At 73.8% G+C, this 18,550-nt stretch carries 15 protein-coding genes; 3 read left to right on the top strand and 12 right to left on the bottom strand.

The window, feature by feature from the left end; genetic code table 11:
• Positions 1-44: 44 nt before the first annotated feature.
• A complete protein-coding gene (locus tag ACN265_RS10765) occupies positions 45-689 on the bottom strand; it encodes a TetR/AcrR family transcriptional regulator (RefSeq protein ID WP_204923224.1) in 645 nt (214 codons plus the stop codon).
• 94 nt (positions 690-783) lie between these two features.
• Between ACN265_RS10765 and ACN265_RS10760 the strand changes: the two genes are divergently transcribed.
• Positions 784-2,118, top strand: a complete 1,335-nt coding sequence (locus ACN265_RS10760; protein ID WP_421407159.1) for a DUF4386 domain-containing protein — start codon at positions 784-786, stop codon at positions 2,116-2,118.
• A gap of 96 nt (positions 2,119-2,214) precedes the next feature.
• Here ACN265_RS10760 and ACN265_RS10755 read toward each other — a convergent pair whose 3' ends face one another.
• The 11 genes from ACN265_RS10755 to ACN265_RS10705 all read right to left on the bottom strand — a co-directional run bounded on the left by ACN265_RS10755 (position 2,215) and on the right by ACN265_RS10705 (position 15,384).
• Positions 2,215-3,282, bottom strand: a complete 1,068-nt coding sequence (locus ACN265_RS10755; RefSeq protein ID WP_204923226.1) for a TauD/TfdA family dioxygenase — start codon at positions 3,280-3,282, stop codon at positions 2,215-2,217.
• A 338-nt stretch (positions 3,283-3,620) separates the two neighbouring features.
• Positions 3,621-4,829, bottom strand: a complete 1,209-nt coding sequence (locus ACN265_RS10750) for an MFS transporter (protein WP_421407157.1) — start codon at positions 4,827-4,829, stop codon at positions 3,621-3,623.
• Positions 4,830-4,963: 134 nt separating this feature from the next.
• Positions 4,964-6,109 (bottom strand): RNA polymerase sigma factor, encoded by a 1,146-nt coding sequence (locus tag ACN265_RS10745; RefSeq protein WP_421407155.1) that lies wholly within the window; start codon positions 6,107-6,109, stop codon positions 4,964-4,966.
• 2 nt (positions 6,110-6,111) lie between these two features.
• A complete protein-coding gene (locus tag ACN265_RS10740) occupies positions 6,112-6,519 on the bottom strand; it encodes a YciI family protein (protein WP_204923229.1) in 408 nt (135 codons plus the stop codon).
• A 130-nt stretch (positions 6,520-6,649) separates the two neighbouring features.
• Positions 6,650-7,930: a sensor histidine kinase gene (locus tag ACN265_RS10735; protein WP_357929280.1), complete on the bottom strand. Its 1,281-nt coding sequence runs from the start codon at positions 7,928-7,930 to the stop codon at positions 6,650-6,652.
• A complete protein-coding gene (locus ACN265_RS10730; protein ID WP_420118045.1) occupies positions 7,930-8,577 on the bottom strand; it encodes a response regulator transcription factor in 648 nt (215 codons plus the stop codon). Before ACN265_RS10730 ends, ACN265_RS10735 begins: the two co-directional genes overlap by 1 nt.
• 74 nt (positions 8,578-8,651) lie before the next feature.
• Positions 8,652-9,917: a cation:proton antiporter gene (locus ACN265_RS10725; protein ID WP_421407152.1), complete on the bottom strand. Its 1,266-nt coding sequence runs from the start codon at positions 9,915-9,917 to the stop codon at positions 8,652-8,654.
• Complete coding sequence (locus ACN265_RS10720) at positions 9,914-11,254, bottom strand: cytochrome P450 (protein ID WP_421407151.1); 1,341 nt, start codon at positions 11,252-11,254, stop codon at positions 9,914-9,916. Before ACN265_RS10720 ends, ACN265_RS10725 begins: the two co-directional genes overlap by 4 nt.
• On the bottom strand, positions 11,251-12,312 hold the full coding sequence (locus ACN265_RS10715) for an alpha-hydroxy acid oxidase (protein WP_421407150.1): 1,062 nt from the start codon (positions 12,310-12,312) through the stop codon (positions 11,251-11,253). Before ACN265_RS10715 ends, ACN265_RS10720 begins: the two co-directional genes overlap by 4 nt.
• A gap of 1 nt (position 12,313) precedes the next feature.
• The gene (locus ACN265_RS10710) at positions 12,314-13,876 is read right to left on the bottom strand and encodes an NAD(P)-binding domain-containing protein (protein WP_420118048.1); all 1,563 of its coding nucleotides are present in this window, start codon (positions 13,874-13,876) and stop codon (positions 12,314-12,316) included.
• Complete coding sequence (locus tag ACN265_RS10705; protein ID WP_421407148.1) at positions 13,873-15,384, bottom strand: aromatic amino acid ammonia-lyase; 1,512 nt, start codon at positions 15,382-15,384, stop codon at positions 13,873-13,875. The genes ACN265_RS10710 and ACN265_RS10705 overlap by 4 nt, the downstream gene beginning before the upstream one ends.
• A 63-nt stretch (positions 15,385-15,447) precedes the next feature.
• Here ACN265_RS10705 and ACN265_RS10700 point away from each other — a divergent pair, with 63 nt between their 5' ends.
• Together ACN265_RS10700 and ACN265_RS10695 are read left to right on the top strand one after the other, a co-directional pair.
• Positions 15,448-16,992: an NAD(P)-binding domain-containing protein gene (locus ACN265_RS10700; RefSeq protein WP_420118050.1), complete on the top strand. Its 1,545-nt coding sequence runs from the start codon at positions 15,448-15,450 to the stop codon at positions 16,990-16,992.
• The gene (locus ACN265_RS10695; protein ID WP_204923237.1) at positions 16,982-18,550 is read left to right on the top strand and encodes a class I adenylate-forming enzyme family protein; all 1,569 of its coding nucleotides are present in this window, start codon (positions 16,982-16,984) and stop codon (positions 18,548-18,550) included. The genes ACN265_RS10700 and ACN265_RS10695 overlap by 11 nt, the downstream gene beginning before the upstream one ends.

Here is an 18,550-nt window from a genome sequence, read left to right as displayed (position 1 = left end):
GGGTCCCGGGGCCGGCCCGTCCGGACGTCCGTCCCCGGTGGTCGTCACGCCGCGTTCGCCAGCGCGTCGAGGATCAGGTCGAGGCCGAAGGTGAACTGCCCGCCGAAGTGGTAACCGGGCTGGTTCACGTGCCGGGTGGCGAACTCGACCAGGTGCGGGTACTCCCCCGCCGCGAACGACGCCATGATCGCGTCGGCGACCTCGGTGGCGGCGTCGCCGGTCTCGAACGGCAGCGACGCCTCCTGCAACACGAACCCGAAGACGTACGCGTCGATGATCGCGTACGCGTGGGCCGTCATCGGCAGCGAGAACCCCCCGCCCCGCAGGACGCCGAGCATGGCGTCGTGGTGGCGCAGGGTGGCCGGGCCGGGGCTGGTCCGGGTCTCGATCAGGGTCAGCGCCCAGGGGTGCCGGGCCAGGACGGTGCGGGCCGACAGGCAGCGGCGGCGCACCTCGGCCCGCCAGTCGCCGCCCACCACGGGCAGGTCGATCTCGGCGAACACCCCGTCGACGAGCGCGTCGAGCAGTTCCTCCTTGTTGCGGATGTAGTGGTAGAGCGACATCGGCTTGGCGTGCAGCGCGGCGGCGAGCGACCGCATGGTCAGCGCGCCGAGCCCGTCGGCGTCGGCGATGGCGACCGCGGCCCCCAGCACCCGTTCCCGGCTGAGCTGCCGCACCGGTTCGCCCACCCTGCCGCTCCCCTGACGCCTGGTTGACCGCCTGCACCGCCCACCGTACCGTACTAAGTAAGTCGTACTTAGTACGAAGACTCGGGAGGCGACGATGTCCCTGCGTGTGGCCGGCCGGTGGGCCGGCGCGTTCTTCCTGTCGGCGTTCGTCGCCTACGGCGTCGGCAGCGCGCTCGCCGGACGACCGGCCGGGGTGGCGCTGGTGCTGGCCAACTCCGTGCTGGTGGCCGCCATCGGCGCGCTGGTCTTCCGGGCGCTGCGCCGGCCGCACCCCGGCGTCGCCTGGGGCTACCTGGTGGCCCGGGGCGCGGAGGCGTTCCTGCTCGCCGCCGGCCTCGTGCTGCGCGCCCGGTACGGCGACGGCGCCGCCGACCTCGCCTACCAGCTCGCCATGCTGTCGCTGGGGCTGGGCAGCCTGCCGCTCTGCCTGGCGCTGGCCCGGCGACGCTGGCTGCCCCGGTGGTTCGCCGGCTGGGGCGCCGCCGGCTACGCGCTGCTGGCGGCCGGCGCGGCAGCCGAGCTGGCCGGGGTGGGGATCGGCGTCGCGCCGGCCGCTGCGGGCGGGCTGTTCGAGATCGCCTTCGGGCTGCTGCTGCTCGTCCGGGGCTTCGCACCGGCCACCGCCACCTCACCCGTCACCGTCGCCGGGCCCACCGCCGCAGCCCCGCCGGCCACCGCCGCCGAGCCCGCTGCCACCGGAGCGGCCATGGCGGCCCCGGACGACTCCCACGCCCACCGCGCGGCCCTGGCCGCCGGGGCGGGGCTGCTGCTGATGGCGGTGCTCGCCGGATGGGCCAACTTCGGCGTGGTGCAACCGCTGCTCGCCGGCGACGCGACCGCAATCGTCGCCCGGCTGCCCGCCCAGCGCTCCGCGCTCACCCTGGCCGTCGTCGCCCTGTTCGCGGTGGCCTGCCTCGACGTCCTGGTCGGTTGGGCGCTACGGGCGTTCCTCGACCACGCCCAACCCACCGTCGCCCTGCTCGCGGCATGGTGCCGCACCGGCTACGCGGTCGTCCTCGCCGGAGCGATCGTCCACCTGACCGGCGTCGCCGGCCTGCTGCGCGACGGTGCGGGGGCCGACCGGCTGCGCGCCGACGGCTACCCGGGGCTCACCGGCTTCCAGCAGGTCTGGAGCCTGGGGCTGCTGCTGTTCGGCGTCCACCTGCTGCTGGTCGGCTGGCTGGCCTGGCGCTCGGACACCGTCCCGACCTGGGTGGCGGCACTGGTGGCGGTCGCCGGCGCGGGCTACCTGGCCGACTCGGCCGGGCCGCTGGTCACGGCCGACTATCCGGTGCAGGTCGCCGGGGTCACCTTCGTCGGTGAGGTGGTCCTGCTGGGTTGGCTGCTCGTGCACGCCGCCCGGCACCGCCGGCCCACGGCCCGCCCGGTCGTGCCGGACGCCGACGTCCGGCCGCTCGCCGCGACGTGACCGTGACCGCACGACCGTACGGGTGACCGCACGCGGACGGCCCGCCGCGCCACGACACTGGGGCGCTGCGGGCCGTCCTGACGAGGGGCCGGTGGGTCAGTTGCCCCACTCGAAGTTGGGCTCGACCGCCTCGGCGATGTGGAACCGGCCGCCCGGCGCGATCTCGCTGCCGCGCTCGGTCACCACGTGCTTGCCGAACCCGCTGACCAGCGGCCGGCCGACGTCACGCTTGAGCCACAGCCGCAGCAGGTGCCGGCGACGCTCCGGCTCCGGGAAGTCGACGTAACCGGTACGCGAGTGCAGGGCGGCGTAGTTCAGCAGCCACTGCACGTCACCGGGCTGGAAGTCCATGTCCAGGGCCAGGCCGGGGGCCTGGGACACCTCGTCGTAGAGGTGCAGCAGCTCGATCTGCGCCTCGGTGAGCCGGGGCACCTCCGGGTAGTCCTGGGCCGAGAAGATCATCGAGCTGCCGGCGTAGGTGCTGAACACCCCGTCGACGTAGCTGCAGATCGGCGAGGTGTAGGTGCGGGCCGGGGCGTCCGGGTCCTGCCGGTGCCAGTCCCAGTGCCACGACTCGAACAGCAGCGGCGCGAGGTCCGGCCGGCGGCGCAGGATCTCGTTGTAGATCGTGGTGCCGCTGACCAGGCTGCTCGCCCCGCCGGCCTTGGCCGCCCGCAGGCACATCAGCGCGACCACGTCGGAGCTGTCGGAGTGGAACGGCAGCCGGTCGCGGACCCGCGACGGCAGGGCCGACGGGTCGTCGAGGGTCTTGTTGGAGGTGGCGATGACGTGGTCGAGCACGTCACCCATCTGGTTCTGCCCCATCGGCACGCCGAGGTGCAGCCCCATCAGGAAGAAGATCGCCCCGGCGAGGGTGTCGCCGTACTCCTCCGTGCGCAGGCCCCGGACCAGGATGAAGCCGCGTCCGGAGTCGAGCTGGCGGGCACACTCCTCGTTGAGGCCGGCGCAGGCCGGCAGCGGGTAGTCGGCGGCGGTCACCGTACGCAGGTCGGGGTTGTCGGCGACGAACCGGCGGCCGACGGTCTCCAGCTCGGCGCGCTCGGCGTCACTGAGCTGGTAGACCCACTCGGTCGAGGTACGCAGCTCGTCACCGCGCCAGGCGGACGGACCGGAGATGGGGGCGAGATCGATTGCGGTGGTCATGATGATGCGCTCCGAGGTTCGGTTCTGCGGAAACGGGTCGGTGTCCCGGGGGGCGATGCCGCCACCGGGCTGATCAACGACGTGGGCGCCTGCCGTGTCCCGGTCGGGAGACGGCGCGCCGATCCGTCAGAACGGGGTCTGCGGGTCCCCGGCGGCGGTCCCGGGGCGCATGCCCTCCCGCGGCGGGTGGACCCGCAGCGGCTCCTCGTAACCGCGCACCAGCAATCCAGAGCCTTGCGGAACTCGGATCATGGCGTTCTCCTGCGGCTGGCGATGATCGGTCCAGGCTAACCAACGCCCACCGCAACGTCAACAGAGACACCATCTCGCAATACGATCTATTCTCGTCCCCGGACGGCCCGTCGTGCCGCACCGCCCCGGGCGACCAGCGGCTCGGCCAGCAGGACGACCAGCGCCACCGCAGCCACCAGTCCGCCCGCCAACGCCGTGCCCTGCACCCCGGACCGGGACAGCACCACCGCGCCGAGCAGGGACCCGCCGGCGATGCCGACGTTGAAGGCGGCGGAGTTGCCGGCCGCCGCCAGGTCGGCGCTGCCCGGGGCCACCTCCAGCACCCGGTTCTGCAGGGCGGGGGTCAACGCGCCCATGGCGAACCCGGACACGGCCAGCAGCACCCCGGTCGCCACCGGCGACCCGGCCAGCAGGAACATCCCGAGCAGGGCCACCACCAGCAGCAGCACCGGGGTCACCATCGCCACCCGCTGGTGGCGGTCACTCGCGATCCCCCCGGCGGTGATGCCGGCGAAGTCCGCGAGACCCCGGATCAGCAGCAGCAGGCCGAGAGCGCCCGGGGCGAACCCGGAGACGTCGGTCAGGAACACGGCGGTGTAGGTGAACGCCGTGAACAGGCCCCCCACCGACAGCGCGGTGGCCACCACGACGACCGCGTACCGGCGGGCGTCCGGGGTGGTTCCGGTCGACGCGTGCGTCGCCCCGACCGCGACCGGCGGCATCAGCGTCACGATCGCCACGAACGCGGCCAGCGCCAGCGCGGCCAGGGCCAGGAACGCCGACCGCCAACCCCACTGCTGACCCAGCCAGGTGCCCGCCGGCACGCCGAGCATCGGCCCGAGCGACGCCCCGGCGAACACGACGGAGGTGACCCGGCCGCGTACCCGGGCGGGGAACATGCCGGCGGCGGCGGGCGCGACCACCGCCCAGAACAGCGCCTGGGTGAGCGCGACGACCACCCGGGTCCCGAGCAGCAGCTGGTAGTCGCGGGCGGCGGCCGACACCGCCGTGGCGACCACCAGCACGCCCAGCAGGACACCCAGCAGCCGGCGACGCGGCACCCGCCGGGTGACGTGGGTCAGCGGCACCGAGACGACCGCGACGGTGACCGCGTAGCCGGTGACGAGCAGCCCCGCGTGCGACACGGACACGTCCAGGTCGGTGGCGACCAGGGGCAGGATGCCCACCGGCAACGTCTCCATGGCCACGTAGCAGAACGCCGAGAGGGACAACGCGACCAGCGCCGCCACCGCCCGGGGCGCGGCGGTCGCCCCAGGGGTACGACAGTCTGTCATCGCCCGGCCCCCGTCCCTGCGCCACCCACGAATGCGGTCGCCCCGAGAGCAGTCAAGGGTATCAATGAGAAGGGTCCCGTCCCGGGTCGACGGCACCGCCGTCAGCCCGGGGTGCCGGGCGGGCGCACCGGAACTCAGCCGGGCGGACGGGCGTTGAGGCGGGCGGCCTGGCGGATCAGGTGGTCACGTTCGGCGAGGTGGGCGGCCCGGTGGGCGGCTTCGGCGTACCACCGGGCCGCCGTCGCCGGATCACCGGCCCGCTCGTGCAGGTACGCCGTCACCGCCGCGTGGCGGGGCACCGCCGGGTCCACCGCCGCGAGGGCCGCCAGCCCCGCCCGTGCCCCGTCGGCCTCCCCGACGGCCACCGCCCGGTTGAGCCGGACGACCGGGCTGTCGGTCAGCCGCACGAGTTCGTCGTACCACTCGACGATCTGCACCCAGTCGGTCTCGGCGGCGACGGGCGCGTCGGCGTGCAACGCGGCGATGGCCGCCTGGGCCTGGAACTCGCCCAGCCGGTCCCGGGCCAGCGCCGCCTGCAGGATGCGCACCCCCTCGGCGATCGCGTCGGTGTCCCACCGGCTGCGGTCCTGCGCCGCGAGCGGGACCAGCCCGCCGTCGGGCGTGGTCCGGGCCGCGCGCCGCGCGTGGTGCAGCAGCATCAGGGCGAGCAGCCCGGCCACCTCGGGATGGTCGACCATCGCGGCGAGCTGCCGGGTGAGCCGGACCGCCTCGGCCACGAGGTCGACGTCGCCGGAGTAGCCCTCGTTGAAGACCAGGTAGAGCACCCGCAGCACGGTGGCGACGTCGCCGGGACGGTCGAGGCGCACGCCGGACACGGTGCGCTTGGCCCGGCTGATCCGCTGCGCCATGGTCGCCTCCGGCACCAGGTAGGCCCGGGCGATCTGGCGGGTGGTCAGCCCGCCGACGGCGCGCAGGGTCAACGCGACCGCCGACGACGGGCTCAGCGACGGATGGGCGCACAGGAAGTAGAGCCGGAGCGTGTCGTCCACACCCGACGCCGGGCCGGACGCCGGTTCCTCGACGACGAGGTCCTCGCGTCGACGACGGGCGGCGTCCGCCCGGCCCGCGTCGAGGAACCGGTGCCAGGCCACGGTGACCAGCCAGCCCTTCGGGTCCCGGGGCGGGTCGGCCGGCCAGACGTCCAGCGCCCGGACCAGCGCGTCCTGCACGGCGTCCTCGGCCGCCGCGAAGTCCGCCCCGCGCCGCACGAGCACCCCGATCACCTCCGGGGTGAGCCGGCGCAGCAGGTCACCGTCCACCGTCAGTCGGTGACGGTCGGCGGGGCCGTCAGGAACGGACGCAGCTCCAGCCACTCGTGGATCGGCTTCCCACCCGCCCCCGGCGCGGCGGACAGCTCCCCGGCCAGTTCGACGGCCCGGTCGTAGCTGTCCACGTCGATCACCATCCAGCCGGCGACGAGGTCCTTGGTCTCGGCGAACGGCCCGTCGGTCACCGGCGGACGGCCCGGCCCGTCGTACCTGACGAACGTCCCCTCGGGGGCGAGGGCCTGACCGTCGACGAACTCGCCGGTGCCCTCCAGCCGGGCCGCGAAGTCGTTCATGTACTGCACGTGGGCGGTGATCTCCTCGGGCGTCCACTGGTCCATCGGGACGTCGTTGACCGCGGGTGGGGCACCCCGGTAGTGCTTGAGCAGCAGGTACTTCGCCATCGGGTCTCTCCTCGGTGCCGGCGCGACCCCCATTCTGGCCGCGTTCACCCCGGGGACGGAGCCGGCCTGCCGTTCTCGACACCGGCGGCGGAACTTTTTCTCCGCCCCGGGTGTCGCGGCCCGACGCGGCTCACCTGGCGACGAGCTGGCGTACCCGCAGGCGGCGGATGCCCGAGGTCCGCTCCGGCACCTCGGACGCCCGGGCGGCGGGCAGGCGGACGGTGAACGCCGCCCCCTGGTTCGGCCGGCCCTCGGCCCCGATCGTGCCCCGGTGGCTCGTCACGACCTCCTGGAGCAGGGCCAGCCCCAGCCCGAACCGGTGCTCCCCGGAACCCCCGCCCCGGTGGAAGCGGTCGAAGATGCGCCGCGCGTCGGCCTGGTCGAACCCGACCCCGGTGTCGGCGACCACGAACTCGACGTAGTCGCCGCCGGCCCGCAACGACACGTCGATCCGGCCGCCGGGCGGGGTGTGGGCGAGCGCGTTCGCCAGCAGCTCACCGGCCACCCGGCGCAGCGCCGACGCGACCCCCGGCACCGGCAGCGGCCCGTCGGGCAGGTCGGCGGCGAGGGTGACCTGCCGCTCGGCGGCCCGTTCCGTCTCGGCGGCGACGGCCGCCGCCACGAGCGCGGTCAGGTCGACCGGAGGGTACGGCCGGCGGTCGGCGGGAGCCGCGGCGAGCTGGGCGGAGAGCAGCAGGTCGTCGACGATCTCGCCCAGCCGGCGGGTGCCGCCGATCAGCCGGTCGAGATCCTCCGCACTGGTGGTGCTGCCCCCGCTCCGCGCCCGCCGCGCCATCAACTGGGCCCGGATGTGCACCTGGGCGATCGGGGTCCGCAGCTCGTGGCTGGCGTCGGCGATGAACCGCCGTTGCCGGGTCAGCGCCTCCGCCAGCGGCGCGACGGCCCGCCGCCCGACCAGGGCGCCGGTCAGCACCGCGACGAACAACCCGACCGTGGCGGCGAGGCTGAACGCCAGCAGCAGGTGCCGGCGGTCGGACAACTGGAACCGCGCGTCGAACACCGCCTGTACGACCACCCCGTCGCTGCGGGACTCGGTACGGACGTGGTAGGTGGTGCCGTTGCGGGTGACCGTGGTGACCTCGGTGATCCCGGAGGCCGCCACCGACCGTAACGCCCCGGCCAGCGGGAAGCCCGCCGGTGGGGGGTTGAGGCCGGTGTCGGTGGTGAGCCCGTTGTACCGGAACACCCAGCTGCACGCGGGCGGGCCGGGGATGGTGGCGTGTTGGACGCCCCAGGCCAGCTCCCGGTGGATCTGCGCCTCCTGGCTGCGGACCAGGACCGCGTAGGAGAGGCCGCCGGCCAGCAGCAGCAGGGCGCTGATGGCCAGCCCCACCAGCAGCCCGATCCGCAGCCGGGCCCGGCGCACCATCGACTGCTCCACCAGCTCCATCACAGCGCTCCGAGTCGGTAGCCGAGCCCGTGCACGGTCCGGATCACCGAGCGGCCGAGTTTGCGGCGCAGGTAGTAGACGTAGGTGTCCACGAGCGACGTCGCGGCGGCCGCGTCGAAGACCCGGCGGCGCAACTCACCCCGGGAGTGCACGGTGCTCGGCCGGGCCGCCAGTACCCGCAGCAGCTCGAACTCCCGGGCGGACAGCGCCACCCGGGTGCCGTCGGCGAGCACCACGTCGTGCGAGGTCAGGTCGAGCCGCCCGGTGCCGATGCGCAGCACGGTGGTGGATTCCGCGCCGCGCCGGCACAACGCCCGGACCCGCGCGCTCAACTCGTCCAGGTCGAACGGCTTGCCCAGGTAGTCGTCGGCGCCGGCGTCCAGCCCGGCGATCCGGTCGCCGACGCCACCGAGCGCGGTGAGCATCAGCGCCCGGGTCGGGACCGACCGGGACCGCAGCCGGGCGACCAGGTCGAGGCCGTCCAGCGCCGGCAGCATCCGGTCGACGACCAGCACGTCGTAGCTGCGGGTCAGCCCCAGGTGCAGGCCACGCTGACCGTCGGCGGCCCGGTCGACGAGGAAGCCCTCACCGCTCAGTGTCTCGGTGAGCAGGTCGGCCAGTTCCTCGTCGTCCTCGACCAACAGCAACCGGTTAGGTCCTCCCCCGTGCATGCCTCCACAATCCCACAGGGGAAGCCTAAAAAGTGATAGCTATCTTTTTATCATTTCACCGCCGCGAGTGTCCGTGACCGGACGTCGTCGCCCCGACGGGCCTCCCGGTGCTCGATCCAACTCAGCAGCGGGGTCGTCATCATCGTGGTGACCAGGGCCACCAGCACCAGCACGGTGAACAGCGAGGCGTTCACGATGCCCGCCTCCAGGCCGACGTTGAGCGCGATGAGCTGCATCAGACCCCGGGCGTTCATCAACGCGCCCACCCGCAGCGCGACGCCCTGCGACTCGCCCCGCAGCCGGGCCGCCGCCCAGCAGGCACCGAACTTCCCGACGATCGCCGCCGTCACGCAGGCCGCCGCGAACAGCAGCACCGGCGGGCTGCCGAGCAGCCCGAACTCCGTCCGCAGCCCCGAATAGGTGAAGAACAGCGGCAGGAAGACCGTCGCGGCGACCGGGGTGAGGGTGTCCACCACCCGGTCGGTGTTCGCGTTGTGGGGCATCACCACGCCGACCGCGAACGCGCCGAACACCGCGTACAGCCCGATCTCGTCGGTGTACCAGGCCACCAGGAAGAGCAGGGCCACCGTGCCGAGCACCCGGGCGGAGTCGTTGAGACCGGGGCGGGTCATCAGCGCGGTGGTCACCCGCCGCCCACCCAACCAGAGCACCAGCCCGAACAGCACCGCCCCACCGGCGGTGACGACCGCCGGCCCGGCCCGGCCCGAGGCGAACGCCAGCACCACGGCCAGCATGATCCAGGCGACCATGTCGTCGATCGCGCCGCTGGCCAACGACAACGTGCCGTGCCGGGTGCCGGCGTGCCCGCGTTCGGTGATGATCCGGGCCAGCATCGGGAAGGCCGTGATGGCCAACGCCACCCCGACGAACGCCGCCGAGACCCCGATCGACGTCCCGTCGGCCCGCATCGGCACGGCGTCCGCGGTGAGCAGGACCAGGCCCACCCCCAGGACCAGCGGCGCGGTCACCCCGGCCAACGACACCAGCCCGGCGGTGCCGGCCAGGCCGGTCACCCGGTGGGCGCTGAAGGCGTACCCGGCCTGGAACATGAACAGCACCAGGCCCACCTGGCCCACCACGTACAGCACCGGCAGCAGCGCGGTCGGGAACAGGGCGTCCTTCACGTCCGGCAGCACGAGGCCGAGCAGCGACGGGCCCAACAGCACACCGGCGAGCATCTCGCTGACCACGGCGGGTTGACCCACCTTGCCGAGCAGCCAGGCCACCGCCTTGCAGAAGATCAGGATCACCGCGACCGCGATGAAGAACCGTGGGGCCAACTGGGTGGGAGTCACCGTACCGCCTCCTCGAAGTAGGTGGTGCACAACCGTTGTCGCCGGGCGTCGACGACCATCCAGGCGCCGAACACCAGTTGCCGGACGCTGCGACCCACGTCGGCCCAGCGGTCCCGCCACCGCATCGCGGCCAGCCGCAGCCGCCCCGGGCCGGCCACCCCGACCGGGGTCAGGTACGCCGGGCCCCGGCTGGGCAGCGACCGGCTGTGCGCGGCCGAGGACGCCAGGGCGTACCGGCGCAGCACCTCGCGGGTCGCGGCGCGCAGCATCACCGGCGCGACCCCGCGCGCCGGGCAGGCCCGGTTCGCGGTGACGCCGTACGGGATGAACCGGGCGTCGCGGCGGCGCAGCGTGCGCCACCGGTCCGGGTCGAACCGTTCGTCGCCGGCCGGTCCGCTTCGCTGGAACGCCAGGTAGTTGAAGAGCAGCACCGACCCGGCGGGCAGGGTCACCCCGGAGGGCAACCCGATCGGCGCGGAGGTGATCCGGTGCGCGACGCCGAAGAGCGGATGCACCCGCAGCGTCTCGTCGACCACCCGGTCCAACGCGTCGTCGTCGTCCAGGCCCCGCTGCAGGTCCGGCCGGCCGGCCAGGGCCAGCAGCACGTGCGCCATCGCCTCGGACATCTGCACCACCGCCGTGGTGCCGAACGCGCCGTGCAGGTACCAGGCCGTCTCCTCGGTGGTGAACGGCGGCGGCAACGTCACCGGGCAGGTGCCCGCCTCGAGACGCCCCCGCAGGTAGCGGGTCAACGGGTCCCGCCGGTTTAGGTGCCGCAGGCCGGTGCACTTCAGGGCGGCGACCACGTCGGTGGCGTTGGCGACGTAGAGCGCCCGGACCTGCGGCGGGCACACCTCACCGAAGATCAGCTCGTGGAAGACCTCCGCCCACACCGGCATCATCAGATCCCGCAACCGGACGTGGACCCGCCCGGCCGGCAGCTCGTCGAGCACCCGCCGGGTGGCGGCGGTGGCGAGCGCGTCGGCGCGCTGCGGTCGCAGCGCGAGCACCTGCCGGGTCACCCCGGCCACCGCCCGGTACCGTTCCCCCGGCTCCAGGTGCTCCTGGTGCATGTGCGGGCCGGGCGACAGCCAGTACCAGAACAGGTCGGACAGGCCGGCGCCCCGGCTGCGCCCGTCGGCCGCCGGGTCGGCGTACAGCTGCTCGAAGTGCTCGACGTCGACGAGCGGGCCGGGCACCGGGATGCCCTCCTCGCCGTTGACCCGGGCGAACACCCACTGCCGCAGCCGCACCACCGCCGGGGGCAGCCACCGGGGCAGGGTCCACCCGACCACCCCCGCCACGAGCAGCACGCCGCACAGCACCGGCGCGCTCACGCCGGGGCTCCCGTGGTGACCAGGCCGGCGCCCAGGTCGCCCGGCCGCGCGACGCCCACCAGCGCCAACGCCCGGTCGAGATCGGCGCGCAGCAGGTCGAGCACGTGCCGCACCCCGGCCGCGCCGCCCGCCGCCAGCCCCCACAGCACCGGGCGGCCGACCAGCACGGCCGTCGCCCCCAGCGCCAACGCGACAAGGACGTCGACCCCGCGCCGCAGCCCGCCGTCGACGAGCACCGGCAGCCGCCCACCGACGGCCGCCACGACGGCCGGCAACGCGTCCAGGGTGGCCGTCACCCCGTCGAGTTGCCGGCCGCCGTGGTTGGAGACCACCACCCCGTCCACCCCGTGCTCGACGGCCAGCCGGGCGTCCTCGGGGTGCAACACCCCCTTGAGCAGGATGGGCACCGTGGTGAGCCGACGCAGCACGGCGACCAGCTCCCAGCTCGCCCGGGCGTTCATCTCGATGTCCCGGACCCGGCCGTTCGCGTCACGCATGTTCTCGCAGACCATGCCGGGTGGCAGGTCGACGAATCCGTGCCGCAGGTCGCGCTCGCGCCGACCGAACACGGGCGAGTCGACCGTGACGACCAGGGCCCGGCAGCCGGCGGCCACCGCCCGCCGGACCACGGTGGTGGTGAACTCCACGTCGGTGTGCGGATAGAGCTGGAACCACAGCGTCCCGCCGGCCGCCGCGATCTGCTCGACCGGCCGGGTGGCCGCCATGCTCACCACCATGACCGTGCCGGCCTCGGCGGCGGCACGGGCGGTGGCCAGCTCGCCGTCGGGGTGGGCCAGCTGGTGGAACGCGGTCGGCGCGACCAGCACCGGCATCGAGACCTCGTTGCCGAGCAGCGAGATCCGCAGGTCCCGGTCGCCGGTGGCGCGCAGCACCCGGGGAAGCAGGAAGCGTCGGGCGAAGGCCGCCTCGTTGGCCCGCAGGGTACGTTCGTCGCCGGCCCCGCCCGCGAAGAAGTCCCAGTGCACCGGGTCGAGGCGGCGGCGGGCGGCGGCGGCCACGTCGGCCAGGTTCAGCGCCACCTCGTCGAGGGCCGGCACGTCAGTCCCCGGCCCCGCGCAGGCACCTGTCGACGAAGGCGGCAAGCGGCGTCACGTGCACCTGTGGCCGGTCCCACCGGTTCTCCAGGTTCTCCGCCAGGTGGTGGGTCGCGACGACCCGGCCGCCCCGGTGGTGGCGGACGACCGGGTGCAGGTACGCCGCGTCGTGGGCCGCACCGACGACGTCCTGCGCGACCCGCTTCACCGTCACGTCGAACGGGTCCACCTGGTCGTGCTCCGGGCCGTACTCCAGGGTGACCACGAACGCGTCGGAGTAGTCGTGGTCGGCGGTGCGCAGGCCGGTCTCGGTGAAGTAGTCCACCGGCACCTCCTCGTGGTAGCGCGCGTCGGCGTCGGCGACGGTCACCACGTCGGCGAGGACGTCGAACTGCTGCCACAGCGCGGAGGTGCGGTTGACCCGGGCGATGATCGCGTCGGCGATCGACGCCCCGGTCGCGTCCAGCTTCTCCGTCGGCCACGGCGTGTCCCCGTACCGGCGTTCGAGGATCCGGTGCAGGGCCCGTACGGCGTAGCGGAAACCGTGGATGAACCCGTTGGTCGAGCGCTTGAAGTCCCGCTGCTGGGTGATGGTGCCGGCGAAGAACAGGTCGGGCACGTTCACCGACTCCCACTGCGCGGTCTGGGCCGGGAAACGGTCCCGGATCGCCAGCTCCGGCCGGCACGACTCGTCGAAGATCGACGCGTCGAAGGCGAACCCGGTGCAGACGAGCACCCGGTCGTAGCGCAGCTCCTTGGTCACCTCGTCGGCGCGGGAGAACGCGAACGTCACCGTGTAGCCGTCGGCGTCGCGGGTGATCCGCCGGACGGTGCCGTCCAGGATCGCGTTGGCCGACTTGAGCTGGTAGGTGTCGAGGAAGTTGTTGTTCACCGCCCGCAGGTGCCCGACGTAGTGGGTGCGCCAGGCCATCCGCACCGAGCTGGGCCCGGCCAGGTGGATCAGGGTGGTGGTCTCCATCAGGCTGTCCGCCGTCTCGAACGCGGAGTTGCCCTTGCCGATGATCAGCACCTTCTGGTCGAGGTAGTCGCGCGGGTCGACGGGCATGTCCGCGTACTGCTCGGCCAGCTCCAGCCCGGGAATGTCCGGCAGGTACGGCCTGGACACGCCGGTGGCGACGACCACCCGCCGGGCCCGGAAGGTCTCCCCCGCGTGCACCTCGAAGATCCCGTCCACCTTGGACACCGAGGTGACCCGCGCGCCGTAGCGCACCTTCACCCCGGTCCGCGCGGCGAAGTCGGCCAGGTAGCGGACCATCACGTCGGCGTCCGGGAAGTACCGTTCGGTGTACCTGGTGAACCGCAGCGCCGGATCGTCGGTGAGCAGCGAGTTCCAGTCCAGCCGCAGGTTGAACTCCGGATCGTCGGAGCCGGTGTGCGGCTTGTTGATGGAGATCAGTTGCCGGTGCCGGGGATAGGTGGCGAAGAACGCGCCCGGGATGTCCGCGCCCTCCAGCACCAGGTAGTCGCGCCGGCCGTCGGCCTCCAGCAGGGCGGCCAGTTGCAGGCCGGCGGGGCCGGCTCCGATGATCAGACAGTCGAGGGTCACGACGGGCCATCCAGGGTGAGAGGGGTCAACGGGAGTTCCAGTGCGTCCATCACGTCGGCGGCCCGCCGGACGTCGCCGTCGAGCGGCCGGTCCGGGTCGACCGGGGGAATCGCCGCGACCAGCGCCGCCAGCACCCGGGCGCAGCCCGGCGCGGTGGGCGTGCGGGCCCCCACGTACGCGGCCTGACGCAGCCCCAACGCCAACGAGCCGACGATCAGCCGCAGCAGTCCGGCCTGGTCGAAGACCCGCAGGGCGGCCTGGGTGCCGAGCGGGATGACGTCCTGGTTGTGCAGGTTGGTCGGCAGGCTCTGCATGCTCGCCGGCATGGCGTCCCGGCGGATCTCGGCGATCAGCGCGGTGGAGGCCAGCTGCACGCCCTGCAACCCGTGCTGCTGCCCCGGGCCGGCGGCCAGCATCGGCGGCAGGCCACCGTTGCGGTGCGGGTCGACGAGCAGGTCGAGTTGCCGTTCGGCGAGGTTGCCGACCTGCGCCACCACCATCGACAGCAGGTCGGCGGCGAACGCGGCCGGCTGGCCGAAGAAGTTGCCGCCGTGCACCACGAGGTCGTCGTCGGGGAAGAACAGCGGGTTGTCGCTGACGCTGCCCAGGTCGGCGGTGACCACGGAATCGACGTGGCGCAGCGCGTCCTCGGCCGCGCCGAGCAGCTGCGGCGCGCACCGGATGCTGTACGGCTCCTGCAACGGGCGCCTGCCCGACGCGACCAACCCCGCGCCGACCTGCCGCATCCGCGCGCCCACGTCGATCGCGCCCGGGTGCCCGTACGCGCGCAGCAGCCGGGCGTCGAGGAACTGCGGGTCGCAGCCGAGCAGGTCGGCCAGCAGGCAGGTGAGCACCTGCGCCGCCCGGTGCGCGGCACGTACGGCCGACAACGCCAGCGCCGTCGCCGCGGTGGTCAGCGAGGTGCCGTTGACCAGGGCCAGGGCGTCCCGTCCGTCAAGTGGCAGCGGGGTCAGGCCGGCCTTCTCCAGCGCCTGCGCGGCCGGCAGGCGTACCCCGTCGAGGTAGGCGTGGCCGCGACCGCGCAGCGCCTGGGCCGCCGCGCCCAGCGGGATCAGGTCCCCGCTCGCGCCCACCGAACCCCACCTCGGCACGGCGGGCACGAAGGTGGTCCCGAGCATCGCGGCCAACGCGTCGACGACGTGCGGCGACACCCCTGACGCGCCCCGGGCCAGCGACCAGGCCCGGACCAGCACGGTCGCCCGGACGATCTCCGGGGCGAGATCCGGGCCGTGGCCCGCGCCGAGGTGGGCGAGGGTGTTGTCGGCCTGGTCGCGCAGGTCGGCGCGGCCGGCGTACCCGACGAGGGCGCCGAAGCCGGTGGTGCTGCCGTACACCGCGCGGTCCTCGCCGAGCACCGCGGACAGGAAGGTGCGGGTGCGGGTGACCCGGTCGCGGACCTGAGCGCCGACCACGACCCGGACCGGGTCGCGGGCGGCGCTCAGGTCGGCGATCCGCAGCGGTGCCGCGAGATCAACCTCTGTCGTCATGCGACCGGACCCTAGAGAGCGATTCTCAGAACGCTTTGAAATCGGGCCGATACGGTGCGCCGCATGACGCTCGACTACCTGATCATCGGAGCCGGGCCGGCCGGGCTCCAACTCGCCGCCCTGCTGGAGCGCGACGGCCGCGACCATCTGGTGTTGGAGGCCGGGCCGGCGCCGGGCACGTTCTTCGGCCGCTACCCGCGGCACCGCCAGTTGATCTCCATCAACAAGGTCTGGACCGGTTCCGACGATCCGGAGTTCAACCTGCGCTCCGACTGGAACTCGCTGCTCACCGACGATCCGGCGCTGCTGTTCCGCAACTTCAGCCGGCGCTACTTCCCCGACGCCGACGACATGGTGCGCTATCTCGCGGCCTTCGCGCAGGGGCTGCGGGTCCGCTACGACACCCGGGTCACCCGGATCGCCCGCGACGGTGACCTGTTCACCGTCGAGGCCGGCGACGACACCCTGACCGCCCGCCGGGTCGTCGTGGCCACCGGCGTCTCGAAGCTCTACGTCCCGCCGATCGAGGGCGTCGAACTCGCCGAACGCTACGACACCGTCAGCGTCGACCCGGACGACTTCACCAACCAGCGGGTCCTGATCATCGGCAAGGGCAACTCGGCCTTCGAGACCGCCGACGCCCTGGTCGAGACCGCCGCCGTCATCCACGTCGCCGGCCCGCACTCGATCCGGCTGGCCTGGCAGACGCACTACGTCGGGCACCTGCGCGCGGTGAACAACAACTTCCTCGACACCTACCAGCTCAAGTCGCAGAACGCGGTCCTGGACGGCACCGTCGAGCGGATCGCCCGCCGCGACGACGGCGGCTACCGCATCGACTTCCGGTACGCCCGCACCCGCGAGTCGCTGCGGCAGATCGACTACGACCGGATCATCCTGTGCACCGGCTTCCGGTTCGACGCGGACATCTTCGACCCGTCGGCCCGGCCCCGGCTGGTCATCAACGACCGCTTCCCCGAGCAGACCTCCGGCTTCGAGTCGGTGAACGTGCCCGGCCTATTCTTCGCCGGCACCCTCACCCAGCAACGCGACTTCAAGCGTTCAACCAACGGCTTCATCCACGGTTTCCGGTACGGCGTACGCGCCCTGCACCGGATGCTCGACGCCCGGTACCACGGCACACCGTGGCCGGCCACCACAGTGGACGCCACCCCGGAGGCGATCACCGACGCGATCATCGCCCGGATCAACCGCACCTCCGCGCTGTGGCAGCAGTTCACCGTCCTCGGCGACGTCGTCGTGATCGCCGACGGCGTCGCGCGCTACCACGAGGAGGTGCCCGTGGCCCACCTGCTCGACGGCGGCCTGGGGCCCGAGCCGTTCGCGGTGGTGACCACCCTGGAGTACGGCCCGGACCACGACCAGGTCGACCCGTTCGACATCACCGTCCCCCGGATCGCCGAGAACGACGCCGAACGCGCCCACGACGCCAGCTACCTGCACCCCGTCGTCCGGGTGCACCGGGGCGGGCAGGTCGTCGCCACCCACCACCTCGCCGAGAACCTGGAGAACAACTGGGACCTGCCCGGCGTGCACCAGCAGCCCCTGGCGCTGTTCCTCAAGGGCGTCCTGTCCGATGCCGGCTGAGCACCACCACGACGGCCGTGGCGCGGCGGACGCCGACCCTCGCGCCACGGGGCCCGGCCGGCACGGCGGGCACGACCGGACCGGTCGCGGGTCGGCGGACCGCGACCGGTCCGGGGCCGCCGCCGGTGGTGAGCTGTGGCCGCAGCCCGTGCTGCGGCTGCTCACCACCGGTGGCGACCGGCCGGTCTTCGAGGACGGCGACCGGATCGTCGGCGCGGCCGAGCTGGCGGACCTGGTCCGGCGGATCGCCAGCGGGCTGCGGGCCGCCGGCATCGGGCCGGGTCGGGCGGTGGCGTTGCGGATCGGGGTCACCCCGGAGGCGCTCGCCGGTGTCCTCGCCGCGTTCACCGTCGGCGCGCGGGTGTCCGGCATCCGGCCGGAGCTGACCCCGGCGCAACTCGACCGGCTGCTCGCCAGCGACGACGCGTTGCTCGTCGACGACGCCCGGCTCGCCACGCTGGCGGGGACCACCGACGACGGCAGCCCGCTGGTCGCCGCCGGCCGGCCCGGCGACGTCGCCCGGATCACCTGGACCAGCGGCAGCACCGGCCATCCCAAGGGCTGCGCCCAGACGTACGCGGCGATGAGCGCGGCCTGGGCGGCCCACCCCGACCGGTGGCCACCGGCGATCGCCGAACTCGCCCCCCGGTTGGGGCGCTACCTGGTCTTCGGCTCGCTGAGCAGCCAGGTGATGCTGGAGTACGGCATCCTCACCCTGGCCGCCGGGGGCACCCTGGTCGCCGCCCGCCCGCCCGGATTCCCCGGCATGATCACCCGGCACCGGGCCACCGCGAGCGTCATCACCGTCGGCAAGCTGCACCAGCTCGTCCGGGACCAGCGCGCCGACCCGGTCGACCTGGGCAGCCTGCGGGCGCTCGTGGTCTCCGGTTCCCCGCTCACCGCGTCCCGGCTCGCCGAGGCGCTCGACGTGCTCGGCCCGGTCGTCTTCCACGGCTACGGGCAGACCGAGACCGGGATGATCTCGATGGTCACCCCGGCCGAGCTGCTGGCCGATCCGCGCCGGCTCGCCTCGGTCGGGCGCGCCCCGGCGGTGGTCGACCTGTCCGTCCGGGACGCCGACGGCCGGCCGGCGACCGAGGGTGAACTCTTCGTCCGGACCCCGGCGCAGGCCGACGCCTACTGGGGCGACCCGGCCGAGACCGCCGAGGTGTTCACCGACGGCTGGGTGCGCACCCGCGACCTGGCCCGGTTGGACGCCGACGGCTACCTGCACCTGTCCGGCCGCGCCCGGGACGTGATCATCGTCAACGCCAACCTGGTGTACGCCGGCCCGATCGAGCGGGTGCTCGCCACCGACCCCGCCGTCGCCGAGGCGTACGTGGTCAGCCGGCCCGACGACGTCACCGGCGAGGCGGTGCACGCGTACGTGGTGCCGGCCGGCGGTGACCCGGTGGACGTCGACCGGCTGCGCGCCCGGGTCGCGGCGGCCCTGGGCGCGGCCGCCGTCCCGACGACCGTGGAGGTGATCGCCGGGGTGCCGGTGGGGCCGAGCGGCAAGCCGGACAAGCGCGCCCTGGGCGTGGGTGTCGGCTCCTGA

It is taken from the genome of Micromonospora sp. WMMD730, from assembly GCF_049178955.1.
Classification (GTDB): domain Bacteria; phylum Actinomycetota; class Actinomycetes; order Mycobacteriales; family Micromonosporaceae; genus Micromonospora; species Micromonospora wenchangensis.
Note: the sequence above shows the minus strand (reverse complement) of the source record. Positions and strands in the feature narration are given on the sequence as shown.